The organism is Aquirufa sp., from assembly GCF_964796385.1.
On sequence record NZ_CBAUBA010000009.1, the window covers coordinates 18,133 to 37,638 of the forward strand.

11 protein-coding genes are annotated in these 19,506 nt (G+C 36.3%); 4 read left to right on the forward strand and 7 right to left on the reverse strand.

Annotated features, from left to right (window positions below):
- Positions 1-15: 15 nt before the first annotated feature.
- The 4 genes from AC1W6K_RS04595 to AC1W6K_RS04610 form a co-directional block, all read right to left on the reverse strand.
- Positions 16-1,158: a glycoside hydrolase family 88/105 protein gene (locus AC1W6K_RS04595; protein ID WP_481946607.1), complete on the reverse strand. Its 1,143-nt coding sequence runs from the start codon at positions 1,156-1,158 to the stop codon at positions 16-18.
- 20 nt (positions 1,159-1,178) lie between these two features.
- Positions 1,179-2,270: a hypothetical protein gene (locus tag AC1W6K_RS04600; protein ID WP_481946608.1), complete on the reverse strand. Its 1,092-nt coding sequence runs from the start codon at positions 2,268-2,270 to the stop codon at positions 1,179-1,181.
- 211 nt (positions 2,271-2,481) lie between these two features.
- The gene (locus AC1W6K_RS04605; RefSeq protein ID WP_481946609.1) at positions 2,482-4,248 is read right to left on the reverse strand and encodes a RagB/SusD family nutrient uptake outer membrane protein; all 1,767 of its coding nucleotides are present in this window, start codon (positions 4,246-4,248) and stop codon (positions 2,482-2,484) included.
- Between the two features lie 19 nt (positions 4,249-4,267).
- Positions 4,268-7,486, reverse strand: a complete 3,219-nt coding sequence (locus AC1W6K_RS04610) for a SusC/RagA family TonB-linked outer membrane protein (protein WP_481946610.1) — start codon at positions 7,484-7,486, stop codon at positions 4,268-4,270.
- A 410-nt stretch (positions 7,487-7,896) separates the two neighbouring features.
- Here AC1W6K_RS04610 and AC1W6K_RS04615 point away from each other — a divergent pair, with 410 nt between their 5' ends.
- Positions 7,897-9,498, forward strand: a complete 1,602-nt coding sequence (locus tag AC1W6K_RS04615; protein WP_481719423.1) for a hypothetical protein — start codon at positions 7,897-7,899, stop codon at positions 9,496-9,498.
- A gap of 459 nt (positions 9,499-9,957) precedes the next feature.
- Here the strand turns inward: AC1W6K_RS04615 and AC1W6K_RS04620 are convergent, their stop codons facing one another.
- On the reverse strand, positions 9,958-11,253 hold the full coding sequence (locus AC1W6K_RS04620; protein ID WP_481946611.1) for a carboxypeptidase-like regulatory domain-containing protein: 1,296 nt from the start codon (positions 11,251-11,253) through the stop codon (positions 9,958-9,960).
- Between the two features lie 151 nt (positions 11,254-11,404).
- On the opposite strand from AC1W6K_RS04620, the gene AC1W6K_RS04625 reads away from it, so the two are divergent.
- Complete coding sequence (locus AC1W6K_RS04625; RefSeq protein WP_481946612.1) at positions 11,405-12,634, forward strand: AGE family epimerase/isomerase; 1,230 nt, start codon at positions 11,405-11,407, stop codon at positions 12,632-12,634.
- A 61-nt stretch (positions 12,635-12,695) separates the two neighbouring features.
- Here AC1W6K_RS04625 and AC1W6K_RS04630 read toward each other — a convergent pair whose 3' ends face one another.
- Together AC1W6K_RS04630 and AC1W6K_RS04635 are read right to left on the reverse strand one after the other, a co-directional pair.
- Positions 12,696-14,087: a sulfatase family protein gene (locus AC1W6K_RS04630; protein WP_481946613.1), complete on the reverse strand. Its 1,392-nt coding sequence runs from the start codon at positions 14,085-14,087 to the stop codon at positions 12,696-12,698.
- A 261-nt stretch (positions 14,088-14,348) separates the two neighbouring features.
- Positions 14,349-15,593 carry a S8 family peptidase gene (locus tag AC1W6K_RS04635; protein WP_481946614.1) on the reverse strand — a complete coding sequence of 415 codons (1,245 nt, stop codon included), beginning with the start codon at positions 15,591-15,593 and terminating at the stop codon, positions 14,349-14,351.
- Positions 15,594-16,123: 530 nt separating this feature from the next.
- Between AC1W6K_RS04635 and AC1W6K_RS04640 the strand changes: the two genes are divergently transcribed.
- Both AC1W6K_RS04640 and AC1W6K_RS04645 read left to right on the forward strand, forming a co-directional pair.
- Positions 16,124-17,761, forward strand: a complete 1,638-nt coding sequence (locus AC1W6K_RS04640; RefSeq protein WP_481946615.1) for a M1 family metallopeptidase — start codon at positions 16,124-16,126, stop codon at positions 17,759-17,761.
- The gene (locus AC1W6K_RS04645; protein ID WP_481946616.1) at positions 17,761-19,401 is read left to right on the forward strand and encodes a M1 family metallopeptidase; all 1,641 of its coding nucleotides are present in this window, start codon (positions 17,761-17,763) and stop codon (positions 19,399-19,401) included. Before AC1W6K_RS04640 ends, AC1W6K_RS04645 begins: the two co-directional genes overlap by 1 nt.
- Positions 19,402-19,506 lie beyond the last annotated feature (105 nt).

Consider the following 19,506-nt stretch of genomic DNA (forward strand, 5'->3'; position numbering starts at 1 on the left):
AGTATTGAAAATAATTTATTTATCTAATTTCATTTTTAGCATCTCACTTCCAGCTAGTAAAAAAGCACCTGTTCCAAAATTAAACCAAGAGTCTTTGTCGGCAGGTTTTGGGTCAAAACCAATAGCTTGCACCCAGCCAATCATACCGTTTTCTTGTTGGCATTTTTCTAATGCTGTCCACGCCTTTAACACACCTGGCAGATAGTTCTCCTTCGATAAAATACCTTGATTAATTCCCCAGGCCAAAGCAAAAGTATGGAATCCACTTCCACTTGCCTCGCCATGCATAAAACTCTCGGGATTAAGCAAGCTAGTACGCCATAATCCATCGTTCGGTTGCAACGCTATTATTCTTGCAGACATCGTTTTAAATAGATTTACGTAGAAAGGACGATGAACATAATTTTTAGGCATGTCGTCAAGAATCAATGCAAGGCCCGCCAAAACCCAACCATTTCCTCTTGACCAAAAAACTTTTTTACCGTTTCGTTCCAGTTTATCTGAGGTATCTCCTTTTATGAAAAAACGATTATCTCGATAAAATAACTTTTCCTCTTTGTCATATAAATACGCATAGGTTTGCATGTAATATTTATGCATTTCGTCCAAATATTTACTATCCTTTTTTAAATTCGAATAATTGACCAATACGGGTGGCGCCATAAAAAGTGCGTCACACCACCACCATAGTATTTTTTGCTCAGCATTTCCTATCCCTGATTTCCACTCATGAGGTTTAGTTAAATGGTCGTATATCCAAGACTCTGTAGCTTCTAAGTTCACTTCACCATTTCCATTTTTTTTGAGATAAATATATGATGCGGCAATGGCGATATCATCAGCATGAAAATATCTACCGTAGGTTTTCCATTCATTTTGACGCCCCATCTTAATCATTGCGTCTTCAAAAACAGTATTTTTTGTGGCTAAATGAGCTCGCATTACTCCTGTATAAAAAGCTCCATTTGTCCAATCTGTTGGTCCTTTACCAAATTTCAAATTTTTCTCTTGCCATTGCATTGCTTTGATCATTGCAGATTCAATCCTCGGTTTTTCAAAGGTCCTTACAGGAGGATTAGTCGCACAAGATTGCAAAATAGTTAAGCAGAATATCATTGCAATGCCGATATTTATTTTAGTTCTAGTTATTATAATCATTTTAAATTTTGATATATCTGTTAATTGCTTTCTGTTATTTCTTTCAATTTGGCAAAAAAAGCTTTTTTTCTTTCAGAGCTTATTCCCCAATTTACAGGAATTGTTTGGTAGCCCTCATTAATCTCTGTTTCGCCTTTAAATCGAAAATCAAAATAGCCCCAAGAAACGTTATTTTTTATGGAAACTATCATGTTATTAGTTTCCTTTTCAAAATCATAATGATCGTCTTCATTATTTATGATGGGTATAGTCCGGTAGGCTTTCGATGCTTTTGTATTATCTATTAAATTTTGAATGTCCGCTGTATTTTTTGCTCCATTTCCATGAATCAGAAGAAAATCTGAAGCTTTAATTACGGGGTCATTAGGCACTTTTCGCCCCGTGAAGCTTGTACTTACCAGTAAACGATTGCCATTTTTCTTTTTATCTTTCACTAGATTAATTAGTTCAGAAATTCGATCTGGCCGAAGAATGGCATGGTCATAATCTTTGTGATCACATTCGTTGGCAATTTCAATCATTACATTTTGATAGCCTTTTTTCAATAGCCAATTTCTTACGCCTCGCACCGCATTTATTACTGCCTTTTCATCCTTTAGGAATTGGTCTTGTCCAAAATAAAAAAGACCTAAAATGACAACCATGTTTAATTCGTCTGCTTTTTTAAGAATATTTTCAAGCCGGTTCATGTAAGGTTCCATTAGGCGACCATCCGAATGAAAACCTGGATTAATACATTTTTTGTTACCGTAGCCATACGGGCTGCCGCCTTGCATATTTAATGTAAAGGCAAGTAGGCCATTGGCTTTCCATTGGGGCATAGCAGCTACAAACTCAGTATTATTTCTTTTGGCATCCCATGTTTGAGTATCGGGGTATTGAAACTCAGGAGAGACCTCGGTGTTGAGATCATCAAATACACCCTGTACCATTCGGGAATTCATTAAAAGACCTTCAATTTTATGGTTTTGCCAATATCTACCTTGGTAGGTTGGTTTTCCATTGATATAGAATTGATCAGCTAAAATACTTACTATGGTTTTTTGTGCAAAAATTTCACCAATCGATACAAGTAAAAGAGTAAGAAGAAATTGGATTTTTTTTGCGTTCATATTTTAGAAATTTTTTATTATTTGGAAAAAGAATTCGAACCCAATTTTAGATGGGAAAGAACAGAATTTGCAATCTTGTTTTTGTAAAGTTTCAATAGAATTTTGGAAAAATTGATTTCAATTCAAGAAACTTGCTTTAAACAGCCATGCCACACTTTTCGAAAGGTGTGGCATGGCTGTAGTTTTAAATTAATTTATAATAAGATAATTATTACCAACCAGGATTTTGCTTAATAGCTGGATTTTGAGCTAAAGTATTGAGCGGAATCGGCCACAGGTAGTGCTTAGCTTCATCAAATACTGGAACGGCAAAATCTGATCCTGCATAAGGTTCTAAATAATCCTTGCCATTAACGGGATCTTTAAATAATCTAACTACCGAGCCTGTGTATCTTGCTTTTTGAGAGGCATTTATCGCCAATCCTAAAGCCTTATTTCTTAATTTGGCACCTTGTTTCCAGCGCCTCAAGTCATCATAACGAAAACCCTCGTTAAATAACTCAATTCTCCTTTCTCTTCTAATTTCAGCTAAAATTGGTGAAATTCCATCTATCGTATATCTTGGATCTACAGGAACTTTATCCAACTTCAAATGCGGCATTTTTACCCGATCTCTTAATTTATTAATTGTTAAATCTAAATCGCCTTGCGTAATTTTACCTAACTCGGCTTGAGCCTCTGCATAGATTAAAAGAGCTTCGGCAAATCTTAGGGTAATAGCTGGAGACTCGGCTGTATTAAATGCTTTACCAATCATATCGTCAGCATTATAATTTTTTATAACATGATATCCAGTATTTGATACTCTACCACCAGCCATTCCATTTAGTCTAGGATATGCTCGCCCATCATTTAAATGAAATTTATAGAAAGCCACATCATTTGGATGAAGGACAGTCTGACGCATGCGGGGGTCTCTGTTTTCAAAGGAATCTTCTATCTTATCGTCTCCTTTATATAGCGGAGAAAGTGTAATTGGAAGTCCATCTGTACATAAATAATCCTCCACAAAATCTCTAGTAGCTCCACCGTGGTATTCAAAGTAAGATTGTACGTGGTTGGTAATGACACCAAGTGTATATTTTCTCCAGTACATTACTTCAGGATTACCAGATAAATTTAATGCCCGCATATAAGAATTGTAATCCGTGGATGGATTTCCTGTATTAAATAGACGGTAAGGTCCTTTTTCGATTAATTCTTTTGATGCACTTGCTGCGGTCTGTAAAAATTTCTCTCCACCGGCTATACCATGATATTTCCGCCAAGTTCCTTCAAATAGACAAACTCTGGCTTGAACTAACAATGCGCACCAACGGTTTAACCGACCAGGCGCTCCTCCATCTCCCCAGTTATCAGGTAAATTCTTAGCTGCAAATGCTAGGTCGTCAAAAATTTTATCCATCGCTTGTACACGAGGCATTCTTGCCGCAAATAGCTCTTCAGATTCGGTGTCAAGCTCTTTCTCAACATATGGTACATCACCGTACTTATTTACTTTATCGGCATAAAACCATCCTCTAAAAAGACGAGCTTCACCGATATATCTGTTACGTATAGCATCTGAAACTTTTGCTTTGCTGTAATTGGCCAAGCCAATATTTAATGCTCTTACAAAATTCCAACCTCTATACCCATAGTTATCAGGATTCACAGTGGCTATATGCCTTCCTGCCCGTATTTGAGCATAGAAATTATGGCGGGGATGAACTGAAGTTGCATTATCACTCATCTCATCTAAATACCATATGCTTAAAAAATTACTATTAAATCCCTCGTCATGTCCTAACATAATAGGTACATTATTGTCATTTCGAGCTAAATTATAAAAACTGTTGTTATAAACAGACAGATCACTTTCCGTATTCCAAAAAGTATCAGACGTGATAGAATCTAAAGGAATTCGCTCCAAAAATTCATCGTTACAACTTGTGCCCACAAAAAGTAGAGCAATAAATATAATTAGTTTATTTTTCATTGATATTACATTTTAAATGTTAGAGGGATATGTTAACTCCGAATGTAAATAACCGCTGCATGGGGTATTCAATTGCTCCACTTTGAATAGATTCGGGATCAAGTGGTTTTCTAAGTTTAGTATACTCCCAAAGGTTAGCTCCTACTACAAATACCTGAACATTATTCATACCAATTTTCTTCGCAACTGTATTGGGCAAATCATATCCAAATCTCAAGTTTTTCAATCTCATATATCCTGCATTTTGTAAGAAACGGGACTGTTGGATTTTATTTTTTCCATCATTTGTAGAAACGTGTGCTGCAGGAAAGTATGCATTTCGATTCTCCTCCGTCCAAGTATCAGTGATATAATAACGTTCCACATGACCTGCGTTGAAAGGGAAAAACCATGTCCAGTTTCCGTCAGATGGCCAAAAATCTTGACTTCCAATTCCTTGGAAAAAAATGTTTGCATTAAAATTTTTCCATCTAATACTGCTGTTTATTCCAAACGTGTACCTCGGTGTGGAATTACCAATAATTTTACGATCCCCTGGATCTGTAATTGTGTTAGCTCCATAACTAATTATTTTGTCTCCGTTCAAATCGGCATACTGAATATCGCCTGCTCTCCAGTTGTTTCCTAATCTTGATTGATTAGCTGCTGAGCTTACTTCAGCTGCTGTTTGAAAAATTCCTACAGTTTCAAAGCCCCAAATTTCACCTAGTTTCTGGCCTACTCTATAGGTGTTATTAATTGCACCTGTTGGATTCATAAACTTAGTGATAGTGGCAGTAGCATCGGATAGAGCGAGCGTCACATCATAGCTAAAGTCTTTTCCTTTGCTGTCTTTCCAAGTTATACTAGCTTCCCAACCCTTAGTACGTAAATCGGCAGCATTTTCTTTGGGAGCATTTGTTCCTAATAAATCTGGGTAAGCCACATTCATTAACATATTTTTTGTGTCCCTCGTATATAAATCAAATGATGCATCTAATTTGTTATTCCAAAGAGAAACGTCTAATCCTATATTTTGTGAAACAACAGTTTCCCAGGTAAGAGCTGGGCTAACTAAACCTGGAGCTGCAACAAACGGAATCATTCCCGATCCAAATTGGTAAGGTGCACGTCCTGCTCCAAAAGTAGCAATGTATGGGTAATATTCTTCCCTTCCTCCGTCTCTTAAATTTTGATTTCCTAATGTACCATAAGAAGCTCTGAGCTTTAAATTAGAAAGCCAAGAAATATCTTTCATGAACGACTCTTCGCTTATTCTCCATCCTGCTGATACGGAAGGAAAAAATCCAAATCTGGATTCCGTAGGAAAACGGGACGAACCGTCATAACGTCCGTTAAATTCTAACAAATAACGCTCATCAAAATTATAAGCTAAGCGATAAAAAACACCTCTTAATGAAAAATGTTCTTCTGAACCAAAAGTTTCTTGGTTGCCTATTGTAGCACCAATATTAGGAATTAATGGAGTAATTAATCCTCTAGCACGTGCTCCTGTATATCTGAAATTGGCTGATTCTTGGTTAAAACCTGCCAATAGGTTTAAACTGTGTTTCTTTGGTAAAAATGGAAACGTATAATCTCCGTAGATATTCACAACGTTGTATCTATTAATTCTACTTTCATTTCTTACCCAATCGTCTCCACTGAATCCGTTACTGATTGGCCTTGGATTTCTCAAATCGGTGGAAACTACATCCACTTTACTTTGAACGTCTTTGTATTCACGTAAAAAAGCATTGTGCGAATAAGAACCAATGATTTTTAAACCGTTTAATGGCGTTAGGGTCAAACCTTGCGTCAGCCAAAGGTCATTATTTGTGAAAGTCTCACGGCCGCCGTCCATTAGATAAGGAAACCAGTTAGTGCCTTCAAAATACTTACCGGCTAACGCTGCATATTGATCTCTGTCTCCTTGCACTTGATAAAAAGGCAAATCAGGGAATTGAATGGGCTGAATAGGATTAACACGCGCCAATGTATTTATATTAACGTCCCAGTTATAAAAGTGAGGTTTATCACTATTTTGTTGATTGAATATAACCTTTTCGTTTAGAGTTAGCCATTTATTTATTTTAAAATCGGCCTTCATCATTAAATTATAGCGCTTAAATTTTTCATTATTTGCAGGTTTAATATAACCGTCTTTACTTAAATGGCCTAAGGAAAGATAATAACTGCTTTTATCCGAACCACCAGAAACCGAAATATCGTGCTGCTGTGTTGGAGAAAAATCAGTCATAATTTGGTCTTGATAATTGTTATACCCATAAAAGCGTAAAGTACCATTATAAACACCCCATGCATTTGCTTCTGTTGGATTCTCCGACCATCTTTTGGTCTTTTCCAAATAATCGGCATCAAAAGCAGGTACACCATTGGTACGTATATTTGCTTTATTTCGAGCGACAACAAATTCGTACGGATCGGTAACCACATCCATATTAAAAATAGGCTTTGCCAATGAAACCTGGGAACTTATATTAACTTGGACTTTACCTGACGAGCCAGACTTGGTCTCAATTAAAATAACACCAAAGGCTGCTCTAGCACCATATACAGCAGCAGCAGCAGCATCTTTTAGTACAGATACGCTTTTAATATCATTCGGGTTAATTCGGTTTATATCCATAGGAACGTTATCAACTAAAATTAGTGGTGAGCCACCATTAATAGACTGAAATCCCCTGATATTAAAAGATGGCGACTGGGAGGGGTCACCATTTCTAACGTTTACATTAAGGTTAGGAATTACCCCTTGTAGACCTTCCCCAGTATTGGCAATAGGTCGACTTTGAAGCCTTTCAGAGGTGGCTACACCCACGGCGCCCGTAAGGTTTACTTTTTGTTGCGTTCCATAACCAACCACTATAACTTCATCCAATGCTTTAGAATCAGGCTCTAACCGGATATTAAGTGTTGATTGCGAACCTATTTTCATTTCTTGAGTTTTATATCCAACAAATGAAAATACAAGTACATCACCTACATTTACTTCGATACTAAATTTTCCATTGGCATCAGAGTTAGTCCCCAAGGAACTTCCTTTTTTTGCAATGCTGACTCCCGGCATTCCGGAATTGTTTTCATCGACAATCGTACCACTAATTTTTTGTGGAGCAACGTTTGAAATAAGCCCAATTTTAGGTGCAATCGAGGCTGCTAGTGGCCAACTTAAACCTAGGCCAATGACCATTCCGATTAGGAATACATGGCTGTAATTAATAAGATTTTTTTTCATAAAACGTCATAATTAAGAATGTTGTTATTATAGGGTTTATTTGCACAAAGTTTTGGTTTAAAAGCCTTTGAACCTTTGATTTTATAAATAATTCTTTAAATAATCAAAAAATAATTTAAATTTTTTTCTTAAACTTCTCCGGTAACGTTTACATGTATTTTTTTCTCTTTGAATTTTTAATTATTGAAATTTTAATTACACCAAATAATTTACATTAAATTAATAATGTTAGTAAGACACTTCGCACATTAATTATTACATAGATTTATTAGATAAATCTTGTGGCAAATTCGCTTACTAGTTCACTTAAATTGCATAAACTACTAATGCCATTTAAAAGTGATTCCACTATATTCTAATAATTGTTTATATTTTTTGTAGATTTTGAAAGTTTCAAAAAAATTGACGCTATGAAATTCTTGCTAATTATATTCCTTATTTTATTGAATAGCCCAGTAAATTCCCAAGTACTTGATCCGGAATTTGATCAGGCTGCATTAAATGGTAATTTGGTAAATGAAGGATTCAACCGCTGCATTAATTATGTAAACGCTTGGATGCGATACGCAGATCCATCTACTGGTCTAATTCCACGGAATATTACTGATTCAAAAGATTATTGGAACGCGTGGGATGCTGGAGCAGATAATTATCCATACATGGTGTTGACTTCTTCAATTTTAATGCCTAATTATTTCAAAGGAACTGCTTTAAAAATGTTAAAAACGGAACAGCAGCTTACTTCAAGAATTGGAAAACTTCCCGATACATATTCTTTTTCAAAAAAAGGATTTAAAAATTCGGTTATTGACACCAATCAAATCATTTTTGGTGCAGCTGAATACATGAAGGACGGCCTAATTCCACTCACGGAATGGTTGGGGAAAAGTGCGTGGTCCAAACGCATGCTGGAAATATTAGATGACCTTCCACGCCTCACTAAAGTTGCCAAAAACATTCATGGCTCTTGGTATGGCAACAGCGCAACCGTGGAAGTTAACGGTGACCTTTTGCAGGTTTTATCACGTATGTATTGGTTCACAGGAAAAAGAAAATACTTGGATTGGGCCGTTGAAATTGCAGACAACTACCTGAATGAAAAAGAGCTACCCACCACTGCATTGGACCACTTACGCATCAGGGATCATGGCTGTGAAATCATTTCAGGCCTATGCGAAGTATATATAGCTACATATTATGCCATACCGGAAAAAAGAAAAACATGGAAGCCGCTTGTGCATGCCATGCTCGATCGTATTCTTGAAATTGGCCGAAATGAGGATGGACTTTTTTACGATGAGGTTAATCCCCAAAACGGACTAATTTTGTCAAAAAGACTTGCCGACAATTTTGGATACACCTTAAATGCGTATTGGTACATTGCAAAAATCGATTCTATACCTGCCTACAGAAACGCCGTCATCAAAGCTTTATCCTCGCTCAATAAAAAATATAGAAACTACCCCTGGGAAGGCACTAGTGCAGATGGATATGCAGATGCTATAGAAGGAACATTAAATCTCTACAACCGCGAAGCAATTCCATCTGTAAAGGAATGGATGGATAATGAAATCAAGGTGATGTGGGCAATTCAAAAAGCCGATGGTATGGTCGAAGGATGGCATGGAGATGGGAATTTTGCCAGAACAACCATCATGTATTGTCTTTGGAAAACACAGGGCATTGTTATTTCTGAATGGCAAAAAGATCTTTATTTTGGCGCTGTCCGAACAGCGAATGGGGTAAAAATTTCAGTTTCAACAGCATCAGGTTGGAAAGGAAAATTAAAATTTGATGTTCCTCGGCACAAAACAATGATGCGTTTTCCCGTCGATTATCCAAGAATTAACCAGTTTCAGGAATGGTTTGTGATAGCGGAAGAAAAATCCTATCAGCTGAAAACAGCCGACAGCGATAAAACTAGAACAATATTAGGTAAATCTCTCTCCAAAGGATTGCCGGTTGAAGTAAAACCAGGACAAACCCTATTCTTAGAAATTAGTGGAATATAGACTTGCCTAAATTATTCGCTTTAACGTAACTTTTAAAACTAATTTTTTTTAGCCGAGGAGTAAATTAGCGAATTAACCTGTTTGAATAGAATCTAAAATATTTCAAAAAAGTAAAAAATCAAATTGGTTTGATCGCAAGAATTGTTTTTTTCACTTTAGAATTTGATAAGGTTCCTAAACTTTCTATTTGCAAGGCATAACAAACTTTTTTACAGTTTTTATTCAACCACTTTTTACACACCGCTCCTCGCTAAAAAATACCAGTTTCGGTCACTAAGTTTAACTTTAAAACTAATCAGCTAAACAAAGGTATTTTAAACTTCATGGTCAAGAAAACAAGCAATTGATTTTGTTCGTATACATAGGATTGTGATCCACGCAAGTATTTCCTAATAAACAGGAAACTTTTCCATCTTAAATCGTTTGATAAAATGGTTTTCTCAATAAAGACCAATTCGCCTAGTCGTTTGAACGGTCATTCCCCGATTTTCGTTGAATTTTTCGGATGGCTGATTCAATGGATTTTTCAGGTTCTATGATATTATATTCACCCCAAAAATCTGGATCAGCTAAACTTAAAACCTTATCTGACATAATTACATTGGAGCTCAATTTCTGCGTTTTTTGATTCTCCTTGATGTCCAATTTTTTCGAATCGGTGACGGCCATTTCAAACGTGGTACTATAGATCGTGTTGAATATCTTTCTGTCCCAATTTAATTTAAAGGTCAAATCCCCTCGAGAATAAGCGAAAATCCATTTGCCATTTTGTTGGCGGTAGTTAATTTGATAGCGGACTTCGGTCGGGTAAATGTCGGCGCCAACAGGCTTTTTGCGGGTAAATTGAAGTCCGGACTTAATTTTATCCTCTACATTTAGTTGGAAGGTTGCGCTTATAACAGCCAAACTTTTTGCATCGATATACATTTTCCCATAATATAATGGGTCTTGGATTGTTGGCTTTTGTTTGAAAGCCAAAACCAATACCTGGTTATTATTTATTTGGGTAATATCCTCTAAACTAAAATCATATAATTCGAAAGCTTTCTCCGAAAATAATAACGTGGGATTTTTAATTAAATCAATATATAAGGCGGAAAAAGGACCTCCTTGTAATTTAAAATTGACGGTATCTAGTTTAGTGTAATCTGTATTTTTCCTACCCTTAAAAAGATTGATTTGGTCTGATGAACTTACGGTAAAGGGCTGCTTTTGAATATTAACGATGGATTCAGAAAGAGATACGTAGGTACGCCGTTTTCGAATTGTTTCACGATAAAAACCAGTCATTTGAATGGGGTCATCTCCATAATTTTGTAATCGTTTATATAATACCCCTGAAAATATGTTTTTTGCATCCATCACTTGTACAACCACTTCCTCAAGTAAGGTATTGCTCGGTTCCAAAAACAATACATTTTTTTCGGGTTCTAATTCCTTAATAGGAACGACTTTGTTATTATAGCCCAAAAATGAAATAGTCAGGTTAGCATTTAATTTTTCTGTTGGAATTTTAATGGAGAATTTTCCCTCACTATTGCTAATGGTAGAAATGCTTGTTCCGGAGACTGAAATACTTGCATAGATGAGTTCATTCTTTGTTTTACTATCCAAAATTGATCCTTTAAATTGTTTGAACGAACTGGAGTCCGCCTTATGGTGGCTTGAGAAGCGGGCTTCTAATTGCAATTGAGCCAGAATGATGAAGAATAATCCAATTAGTCCTCGAAAATAAATATGCAGGTTAGTTTTCATAGTGTCCGTAGTCAAATTAAAATGGACTTTTACCTTAGGAGTTTTGTATTGAATCGAAAGTAGTAAATATTTTAAATAATCATTAAAAATTTAATCACAATCCTTAAATTTAAAAAGAATAAAATACATAGGTCGCCCTAAATCAAGCTCCATGAAAATCTTTAAAATTGTCATTTTCCTGATGTGTGCGCAGGCTATTTATGCACAAAATACAAGCACTTTTAAAAAAGAAATAAAGCTAGAATTGAATGAGATTTTAGCTTACTGGGAAAAATATAGTGTGGATGTTGAAAATGGTGGATTCTATGGGGCCGTTGACGTGAATAATGTGCCCGATAGGCAGGCCGACAAAGGATTAATTTTAAACTGTAGAATCCTTTGGACATTTTCAGCGGCATATCAAATGGACCGCAAACCAGCGTATAAAATTTTGGCCAATCGCGCATTTAATTACTTGAATACCTATTTTTGGGACGTAAAAAACAAAGGGGCATATTGGTCCGTAAAATCAACCGGCACTCCTTCCGACACCCATAAACAAGTTTATGCGGAAGGATTTATGATCTACGCTTTTGCTGAATATTTTAAAATTTCGAAAAATCCGCAAGCTCTAGAAAAAGCAAAAATCATTCACCAGGTCCTACAAGATAAATGCAAGGATCAGAAAAATGGAGGATATTATGAAGCCTACGATGCGACTTGGAAACCGATTGCAGATAACACGATTACACAAGGAAAAGCAGATCAAAAAAAATCCATGAATACGCATCTGCATTTAATTGAGGCCTTTGCCAATTTATATCAAGTGTATCCCGATGAAAAATTAAAGGCTGAAATTGAAACCATGCTTACCATTTTTCATGAAAAAATAATTGCCAACGGCACAACGCAAACTTTGTTTTTTACAGATGATTGGACTCCAAGATCAGAAGCTGTTTCTTTTGGTCATGATATAGAATCGGCATGGCTTTTACTTGAAACTGCGGAGACAATTAAAAATCCAACTTGGATTAAAAAAATGAAAACCTTAGCTATCAATATGGCTATCGAAGCAGAAAAGGGAATTGACCCTAAAGATGGGGGCATGTGGAATGAGAAAAATCAAGGCCATATCAACACCGAGAAACATTGGTGGCCACAAGCAGAAGCGATGGTTGGATACTTCAATGCTTTCCAATTGACAGGAAATAAAAAATTCTATGATTTGAGTCTAGGCTCTTGGTCTTTTATTAAATCGGAACTAAAATCGCCAACAGGCGAATGGTATTGGGGAATAGACGAGGGAAAAGAGCCTATGAAGCGCAACGGAAAAATTGGCCCTTGGAAAGGCCCTTACCACAATGGAAGAGCCTGTTTGGAAATTTTAAAACGTATTCGCTAATCAATAAATGCTTTTTGGTTTTTGCGCATATGGCAGATATACTTTTGTTGGCCGTCAACAACTAATAATACGGATATCTATCCCAAAGGTTTGTAGTAGGATTGGTAAATCGAGGATCACCTGTTCGCTTCATCCAAGCCTCTAAGTCTATTTTTAACTTATTTTTTTGTTTTTCAAATTGCTTTTCACTGGCCAAATTATGCAATTGGTTCGGATCATTTTTTAAATCATATAATTCCTCCGAACCTCTTTTTTTCAAAGTTCGATCCACAAAAAAACTATATTTTAGCGTATCTGATAAAATTAATTGTTTAGTTGGCGAATCATCGATGTCACCATAAGGACCTACGGCCACCCATTTTTGTGGGTCTCCAGCTGGGAATCGATTGGGTTCAAAATTGCGCAGGTACAAAAACTCCTTCGTTCGGATTCCTCTGATAGGATATCCTAAATCTCCTTTTCTTACATTCGCATGCCTTTCTCTTTCGACAAAAACAGCACTCCTACTTGGTAACGAACGACCATTTAGTAAATTAATTAGACTTTTGGAAGGAAGATCTGCGGGTTTTTTGATCCCCATAACGTCCAATATGGTGGGAGCCAAATCAATCAAACTTACTAACTCGCTGGAACGTGCTGGCTTAATTTTTCCTTTCCAATAGATGATAAGAGGCACATTTGTCCCCGAGTCATAACATGTTGCTTTTGCCCTAGGGAACGGCATGCCATTGTCGCTTGTGATAATAATTAGCGTGTTTTCTAACTCGCCTTTTGACGCTAACATAGCAATCAATTTGCCCACATTGCTATCAAATCTTTCCACTTCAAAATAGTAATCCAATATATCTTTTCTAACCACATCCGTGTCGGGGAGGAATCCAGGAACTTGTACGCGTTGTGGATCTAGTCCTGCTTGTTCACCAGTTCCTTTGACATATTCACGATGTGGGTCAATGGACCCAAACCAATAAAAGAAAGGTTTGTCTTTTGGCTTTTCACCCAAAAATGCATCAAAATCCTTAAAATTTTTACCTGCTGGATTTTCTAGATACCCACCAATTTTAAAATTTCCTGGACCCCAGCCTTTTCTTTCGCTGCCAACAAAACCACCTGATTCTTGAATCAGGCTTACAAAATTTGGAATTCGTACGGGTAAACTACCCCATAAATTTCCTCCTTCAGCCATTTGATGCGGATATTTGCCTGTTAAAATACTTGCTCTGGAAGGACTGCACGATGCAGCTGAACAAAATGCTTGGTCAAAAATCAGGCCATCTTTTCCTAATTTGTCAATATTAGGTGTTCGGATTACCCGATCTCCATAAATTCCAGCATGCTTTGACCAATCATCAGCAACGATGAAGAGTATGTTAGGTTTTCGGGCCAAATTCTGACTCAAAACAGGTAGCGTAGATAAGGTAAAAACAAAGCAAAAAAGGTTTTTTCTGAACATTATTTTATTTTTTTGGTTCAAACTCACTTAGTACCGAGTCTGTTGTTCCCAATGAAACAAAAAATATGCAACCCATCTAATGATTAAAATGGAGAAACAATAGATAAATTATTATCAGTTATTTTAGCTGGTAACAACTCAGTCTACTTTCAAAATTAATTTTTTATCGTAATAATCCAACGATTGTTGTTGATTTGTTAAAAATCCAATTCAACTACTAAGAAGTTAACGCTATGAAAGGCGCTATTTAGGTGTCATTTCTTAATGATTCGTAAACAATAAATTATTCGCTGTGCCTTTTGGCAATCCAGCAATTTTATTTTTTGTTGATGTGCTTTTCAAAGCTGTTTCTACCGTAGCTGGGCTATGGCTCGGATTTTTAGATAAATACAAAACAGCCACGCCTGTTACATGTGGGGTGGCCATGGAGGTTCCACTTAAGGTTTTTTCTGCCGTTGTTCCCGTATTCCCGGCCGATACAATACTTGTCCCTGGGGCAAAAATATCAACGATTGATCCAAAATTTGAATACGAGGCATACCTATCAAAATTCGTCCCTGTAAGTGGTGTTGCACCAGTGGCGCCAACCGTAATAGCAGAACTTACTCGCGCAGGAGAATAATTGGATGCATTTCTTCTATCATTTCCGGCTGCCACACACATCACAATACCTGCGTTAATTGCTTTTTTTACCGCATCATCTAATGCTCTTGATGCGCCCCCACCAAGTGACATATTGGCCACAGCTGGTCGAGTAGTACGCTGAGAAATTACCCAGTTTATTCCTGCAATAACCCCAGCCGTTGTTCCAGACCCATCTGCACCTAATACCTTTACAGCGATTAATTTTGTATTTTTAGCTACTCCATAGGTGGATCCACCTACTGTTCCGGCTACATGGGTTCCGTGCCCTTGTTCATCAAGCCAAGGACTAGAATTAGATATTGCAGAATATCCGCCAACTGCTCGGCCTCCAAATTCCTGATGGTTCGTAAAAATACCCGTATCAATAATGTACGCATCCACCTCCACACCGGTGGCTGTATAGGAATAGAGATTCGTTAATGGCAAAGATGCTTGGTCAATTCGGTCAATACCCCATAAATTCACGGTAAGTGTTTGAACTGCATTAATTGACATAACCTGATTTTTTTCGATATAGTCTACTTTTATGTTCTTTTTTAATTTTGCTAAAGCCGATGGGCTTAGACTTGCAGTAAATCCTTTAATTGCTTTCTTGTAAACAAATTCCGGTTTAATGCCCTCTGATTTATCTATATCTTCAATATCAATATTTAATTCATCATCGGATGTTTCAACTTTATAAATGACAATGTATTCGTCTTCTGGTATAATCGACCTAGATTGGTTAGAATCTTTTGAAAAATCACTATTTGCTATTTTCTGATTGGGCTGAAGATTTGAATCATTGAGTAATTCGTTACAGCTGAAAAAAATGGTTGACATGGCGAAAACTAGACCAATAGTAAGTATGTTGCGTTTCATTAATTGTTGGTTTTTACTTCAAAATCAAAATAAGTCAACTGTTAACTTTGTCGCAAATTAGATTTGTACCAAAATTCTAAATCGCGATTTTATTTTGTACTAGAATCTTAATAAAATTTAATTTTTCATGTCATTAAAGTCAGCAAAAGTGCTAATCCAATTGTTAAATAGTTCTTATGCGCACAAATGAGATTCAAATTTTTATTGATAAACATGGATCAAAAAATAGATGTTGTATTTATTTGATTTAACAAATTATAGGTGCGCTTACGTTTCCAAATGTTTGGCGCTGATATTGAATAAGCGAATTCTATTTTATTTAAATGTGGGTATCGAACTAGTCTTCCAAACTAATTTTAATGAATGTTTCAAAAATTAACTTAGTCTAGTATGATTTCAAGTAATGTGGCTCTATAATAATCCTAAGAAAATCAATACATTAGCGAAAATTTAACACATGGTTTTCACGAATGTGCCCCAACAAGTTAATAACGATTCAAATGTTTCAAAATCAAACTAATAGACGTGCTATGAAACTACATACTATTTTAACGATTGCTTTTTTACTCGTAATTGGTGTTAACGTACAAAGTCAAAATGATGATAAGATAACAAGTAGAGACATTTTGTACCTAACGAGTGGAGGTAAATTACACCCCTTGCAAGCCCTAATGGATATAAGGCATTATACCATCAAATTAGATGTGGATTTGGTTAAACAATCCATTCATGGGTCCACTGAAATTAGTCTAAATTTAGCTGCTAAGACAGATACTATTTTACTTGATTTAATCCATTTATATGCTGTGACAAAAATCAAGGTTAACAATGCAACAGCATCCTATTATCAACACGACGATAAAATATTTATAACCTCCGCTAAAGGTTTTGAATCCGGTAACCAAAAAGTATATGTGGAGTATAATGGGATACCTCCCGTTGCCATAAGACCTCCTTGGGACGGTGGTTTTACGTGGAAAAAAGATAGTGCGGGTTTTGATTGGGTATCTATAAATATTCAAGGCGAAGGCGGAAAAATGTATTTTCCATGTAAAGATCATCCAAGTGATGAACCAAATGAGGGGGCAGATGTGATTATAACCGTGCCCTCCCATTTAGTTGTCGCCGGTCCTGGATTATTGACGAACGTAGTTAAAAAGAAAAATAAGGCTACCTACCATTGGAAAACGAATTACACCATTAGTAACTATTGTATTTTATTTAACATTGGTAAATACAAAGTAGTCAAAGACGAATTAACCACTATTGCTGGGAATAAAGTCCCCATCGAATTCTATGTCTTAGAAGTGGACACCATGCATGCCAAAAAAGTAATTGAAACGAGGAAACGAGATACAAAAATTCTGGAAAAATATTTTGGTGAATACCCATGGGCTAAAGAGAAAATTGGCATTGCCGAAGTGCCTAATTCAGGAATGGAGCATCAGACAATGATTACCTTCGACAATAAATTTATCTATAAAACGATCGGTGGACAGGAATATTCCGCTAATTTATTTCATGAATATGCGCATGAATGGTTTGCAAATAAGGTGACTAATAAAGATTGGGGACACATGTGGTTACAAGAGGGAATAAGTACCTATGCTGAGGCCCTGGCCATGTTTGAACTCGGAGGAGAAGCAGCCTACGATGAGATTATTGCTGGCCATAGACGTAATTCAAAAAATAAGAAAGCCATTGTACCTGACGGCGATGGAATTACCGAAGAGGAAGTTTATTCAGGAGGTGACATTTACGGTAAGGGGTCGTTTTTTATGCATAGTTTGAGATACGTAGTAGGGGACCAGCTATTTTTTCCTACATTATATAAACTGGCAACCAGTCCCCAATACACGTATGACAACTTTATTACAACCGAGGACATAGAAAAATTATTTAGTAACGCCTCGGGGAAAGATTTAAAGCCATTTTTTGATTTTTATTTAAAAACAACGAACGTTTTAGATATTTCTATCAAGGAAGTTGGTTTTCAAAAATTTCAAATTAAAGTGAATAATTTATTCATGACCCTGCCTTTTGAAATTACTGCCAACGGTAAAACCACACGAACAAATATTTCAAGTGAAGGGATCATCATTCAAAGTGCATTACCCCCTCAAGTAGATGCGAAAGGGTTCTACTTGAAAAAAACAACGATACTGTGATGAATAAATTAAGTAGATTTTTGGCGATAACTTTTTTATTTTTTTCCTTAATCTCCCATGCAGATACGTACCCAATTAATAAAAGTATCGATGTTAAACATTATACTTTTGAACTGGGCTTGAGCGATAGCACCGATGAAATTATTGGCAAAACACAAATTACTATCAATTTTAAGCAAGCAGGTGTATTGAATTTTCGCTTAGATCTTGTCACTAAATCAGTAGAAAAGAATGGGAAAGGAATGGTTGTTGACGCCGTTTTTATGAATGCCAATGCCGTCGCTTTTACACACCAAAATGACGCACTCATTATTCATTTACCTCAAGCTTCTATCCTAAATCAAACAGTTATTTATACGATTAAATACCATGGAATTCCATTTGATGGTTTAAGAATTGGGGCCACAAAATTTGGTGATCGTAGTTTTTTTAATGAAAATTGGCCCAACAGAGGAAGACATTGGTTGCCACTCATTGATCATCCTTCCGATAAAGCTACTTCTGAATTTATAGTAAAGGCACCTTCACATTATAAGGTAGTCTCCAATGGTTTGCTACTCGAAGAATCTGATTTGGGAAATAATGAAAAACGAACGCATTGGAAACAATCTGTACCCGTTTCGTCCTGGTTATACGTGTTAGGTGTAGCCGATTTTGCTGTTAAATATGTGGACACCTTTAGGGGCAAATCCATACAAACGTGGGTATATCCAAAAAACAGAGAGGCAGGTTTTTATGATTTTGATGAGCCAACAAAAAAGGCGTTAACATTTTACAGTGACTATGTTGGGCCCTATGCCTACGAGAAATTAGCAAATATTCAAACGCCGAGCGTCAATGGCGGAATGGAGACATCCTCAGCGATTTTTTATGGAGAAAATTTAGTGAATGGAAAAAGAGATGATCGTATTAGAAACGTCGTGATTCATGAAATTGCACATCAGTGGTTTGGCAATGCAATTACGGAGGCTAATTGGGATGACGCCTGGCTAAGCGAAGGTTTCGCCACATTCTTTACCTTATTATTTATAGAGCATGAATATGGGAAAAAAGAATATACGAAAGGCTTACTGAAAGCTAAGCAGACTATTTATGATTTGGCAGCTAAAATGCCCAATTTCAGTATTGTGAGTCCTAGGTCCGCCGAGGTTGAGCAAGTTACTAGTGGATTAACCTATCAAAAAGGGGCTTGGGTGATTCATATGCTCCGAGATTTACTTGGAGAAACTAACTTCAAAAAAGGAATTCGAAACTATTATGCCAGGTATTTTAATGCTAATACAACTACGAATGAATTTAGAATTGAAATGGAAAAAGTATCTGGAAAAGACTTGAAGTTATTTTTTAATCAATGGTTATATCAGCCTGTTAATCCAACGATTGATGCTTCTTGGAACTATAATTCCAAAACAAAAAAAATGACAGTTCAATTGAACCAAGTTCAATCGGGTAATTTTTTGTTTAATACTCCAGTTGAAATTGGATATTATACGTTGGGGAAAAGTACCCCAACTATCTTGAAAATGAAGCTTTCGGCTAAATCACAGTTTTATAGTTTTTCAGTAGGTTCTTTACCTTTACAAGTTGAATTAGACCCCAGGAATGTTTTATTAAATAATGGTAGTTTGAGGCGGGAGTAAAATAGTGCGTCAAAACGCATGAATTATTGGTGACTGTAAAACTGTTGATTTCCAAGCTTAGATACCATTACGTTATATTTATTTTCGTCATTCTTAAACTTATTT